This window comes from Paenibacillus sp. 01T422, assembly GCF_056398785.1.
The window spans coordinates 1-3,395 of record NZ_JBFTQB010000729.1; the positions used below are offsets into that span (position 1 = coordinate 1).

At 43.4% G+C, this 3,395-nt stretch carries 3 protein-coding genes and 1 pseudogene; all 4 read left to right on the forward strand.

Annotated elements, in window-relative coordinates; genetic code table 11:
• Window positions 1–82: 82 nt before the first annotated feature.
• Window positions 83–613: a thioredoxin domain-containing protein gene (locus tag AC1DUA_RS29970; RefSeq protein WP_477503217.1), complete on the forward strand. Its 531-nt coding sequence runs from the start codon at window positions 83–85 to the stop codon at window positions 611–613.
• Window positions 614–827: 214 nt separating this feature from the next.
• On the forward strand, window positions 828–1,625 hold the full coding sequence (locus AC1DUA_RS29975) for a helix-turn-helix transcriptional regulator (protein ID WP_477503218.1): 798 nt from the start codon (window positions 828–830) through the stop codon (window positions 1,623–1,625).
• A gap of 77 nt (window positions 1,626–1,702) precedes the next feature.
• Window positions 1,703–3,217, forward strand: a complete 1,515-nt coding sequence (locus AC1DUA_RS29980) for a sugar ABC transporter ATP-binding protein (RefSeq protein ID WP_477503219.1) — start codon at window positions 1,703–1,705, stop codon at window positions 3,215–3,217.
• Window positions 3,210–3,395, forward strand: a pseudogene (locus tag AC1DUA_RS29985) (hypothetical protein); the annotation flags it as partial. The gene AC1DUA_RS29980 and the pseudogene AC1DUA_RS29985, both read left to right, overlap by 8 nt.

The following is a 3,395-nucleotide window of genomic DNA, read 5'->3' on the forward strand; positions in this document are numbered from 1 at the left end:
GAATCTAGATGGGAAAATCGATGTTGTGGATATTGCCTATGTTGCCTATAAATTATTGAAATAGCGGGAGGCTTTTATCGAAATGGCAAGAAAAGCATTATGGTTCACGGCGGGCACTTTAGCGCTGCTGGTTGCAGTTGTTGGTATAGGGCAATGGAAAGGTATAGGAACGACATGGGCCGATTCACAAGTAAACGGCCCTAACGATATTACTGGAARCAGCAGCGAAGCGATCGCTGAATTAAAGCGCATTATCCATTCTGACGATCAAAACTTTGTGTACTTGTATAAATCAAATTGCGGGCTCTGCACCAAGCTAGAGCCCCTCATTTCAACTGCTGCCGAGAAAAAGGGCGTTAAGCTGTATCGGTTTGATTTGACGAAATATGGCGGCGCACAGGACTTGAAGAATGAAAAGGGATTGCCGCTTGTCCATTTCTACAAGGAGCTTCCTGCCGTTGCATATTACAATAAAGGCTGGCTAATCGCATGGATTGAAGGCGATGAGAGCGAAAAGAAATACGAGGAATTCTATGAACATTTCCAGTTTGGAGATGACGATGGACATGAACATGAACACGCGGACGGACATGAACATAAGGATATGAAATAAGAATCAAGAATTCAATCTCATTATCGTGATTTTCGTGACGAAACTTGGAAAAATTTGCCGTATCAGCGTCTATTTGATACAATATGTATCGACATAAATGGGGGGGAACCCCGAAGTTTCGAGTGCTGTATGTCATGTTAATGGATTGAATCATGAGCTTGTGGTGCTGTGGGAATTCAAAAAATTATAAAAGGAGTGGGGAAATCCAAATCAGATGGGGACCATTTTTTTAGATACACCTCGCTTCCTATCAGCCGTACAAGTTCGTTCCGAGCACTTGGCAGAGTATTCTTTTTCTTCCAACCCACACACAGAAATCTTTTTACTTCAAGAAGGGCGTGGCGAGTTTTATAATGGCGACCAAATGCAATCGATTCTTGAAGGGGATTTACTTGTCATTCATCCGGACATGGAATATGGTATGCGACCAACAACGGGTACATCCTTTCGGGGGATATTAATATCGATTTCTGGGGTATTTATTTCAGGCTTGCCGGAAGGTCGGTTGCTTGATCAGGATATGCTGCCGTTATTAAGAATGGAGACAGAGTTCGACAACTTCAATCGATTTTTCTCGGATATCTATAAGGAAGCTTGCACGCCTGCGATAGGGTCATCGGAGATTATCGCTTCTTTGCTTCAAACCTTTCTCATTATGCTATTTCGATTTACGGACCACAGACCGCGTTCAACATCGATTTCTATCCCACAAATTGTAAAGGCTTACATTGAAGAAAATTATGTCAGGGATCTCTCCTTAAATGATTTAGCAAGCGTTGTTTATGTAAGTCCGTATCATTTGGCCCATTTATTTAAAGTGGAAATCGGCATTTCACCTATTCAATATTTGATTAAATGCAGAATTGATAAAGCGAAAAGATTGCTGACGGGGACGAATCTTTCCGTACAGGATATCGCTTTTCAGGTCGGGTATCCGAATTCCAACTATTTTAATCTCCTGTTTAAGAAAACAACGGGCGAATCGCCTGGCAAGTTTAGAAAGCAATCCTAGCTCAATCTTCGGCGGCTTAGTCTCCGATAATTGGGCTAGGGTGGTGAGAGAAAGATGAATATAGAGGATGTGGATGGATGCTCCTGGATATGCAAAATATTAACAAGTCATTTTTTGGGGTTAAAGTACTGGATGGCGTTAATTTTCATCTAGGGCATGGAGAAGTGCATGCGTTGATTGGCGGCAACGGAGCCGGCAAATCGACACTGGTGAAAATGATTTCTGGCTTTCATCAACCCGATGAAGGTGAAATTAGCATCGAGGGTAAACGGGTTCATATTAACTCGTCCATTGAAGCGCAGCAATTAGGGGTGTCAATCATTTATCAGGATCCAGCGCTCGTACAAGATATGAGTATTGCTGAGAACATATTTCTGGGTGTGGAGCCGAAGGTCTTTGGACTATTTGCGAACCATCGCAAGATGAAAAGGGATGCAAAGGACATTATGAAGTCGTTAGGCTACATGCATCATCCTGGCACTCTGGTCCGCCATCTATCGCTTAGCGAGCAGCATGCTGTTGCGATCGCAAAAGCAATTTCAAAGCGTGCGCGCATTTTAATTATGGACGAACCTACGGCAAGCTTAACGGATATGGAAAGAGAACGTTTATTTCTACTGATCCGTTCTTTTAAGGAAGAAGGCATTGGCATTATCTATATTACACACCGCTTGGAGGAGCTGCACAACATCTGTGATCGGATTACCATTCTCCGTGATGGTAAACACGTGATTACGCGCGATTTGAAAGGATTAGGAGAGAATGATGTTATTCGGTTCATGCTTGGCAGAGAGCTGAAATATTTATTCCCACAGGTCACGCATGAGAAAGGAAAAGAGCTTCTCAATGTGAAGGGACTTACCCGCAAGCCCTGGTTCAAGAATATCCAATTTCAGCTGTATGAGGGAGAAATCCTTGGATTTGCCGGTTTGGTCGGTTCGGGAAGAACAGAGCTCGCGAAGACGATTTTCGGGGAGCTAAAAAGAGATTCCGGCGAGGTGATCTGGAAGGGAAAGGAGGTTCGTTTTCGTGGTCCACGCGAAGCGATTCAGCATCGGTTTGGTTTCGTGAATCGGGATCGATTAGGTAAAGGATTGTTTCCGGATATGAATATTTCCCAAAACTTGACCATATCAGGTTTGGATCATTTACATAAATGGCAGTTTCTTCTGTTTAAAGAGGAGCAAGACAAAGCTCTGGATGCGATCCTTCAATTGAGCATTAACATCCAAGGGCCAGACCAGAAGGTAAAGTACCTTAGCGGCGGAAATCAGCAAAAGGTTACCCTAGGCAGATGGCTGGTTGCGGATTGTGACTTATACTTCCTGGATGAACCTACCCAAAGTATTGACGTAGGCGCTAAAACCGAAATGTATGCCTCTATCCATGATYTTGTGGAGGAAGGCAAAGGAATGATCATCATTTCCTCGGACCTATCAGAGTTGCTGGGCATCTGTACTCGTATTTTAGTCATGCATGAAGGCCATATTGTGGATGAAATGACGCGTATGGAAGCAACGGAGGAAAGAATTACCCAATCAGCATCTGGTATGACAGGTACATCCAGATCGGAGGCACAAGAAATTGAATAAGAGATACGGCTTGCCTTTGAGAGTTAATCAACCGGGACTGGCCTGGAGGTTCATACAGAAGAATCATGTCTTTCTCATTATCGTCATTTTTTTCGTCATCGCTTCTATTTCGAGTGATTACTTCCTTTCCTGGGAAAATCTGATGAACCTGTTTCGTCAAGCATCGGTTGTTGGCATG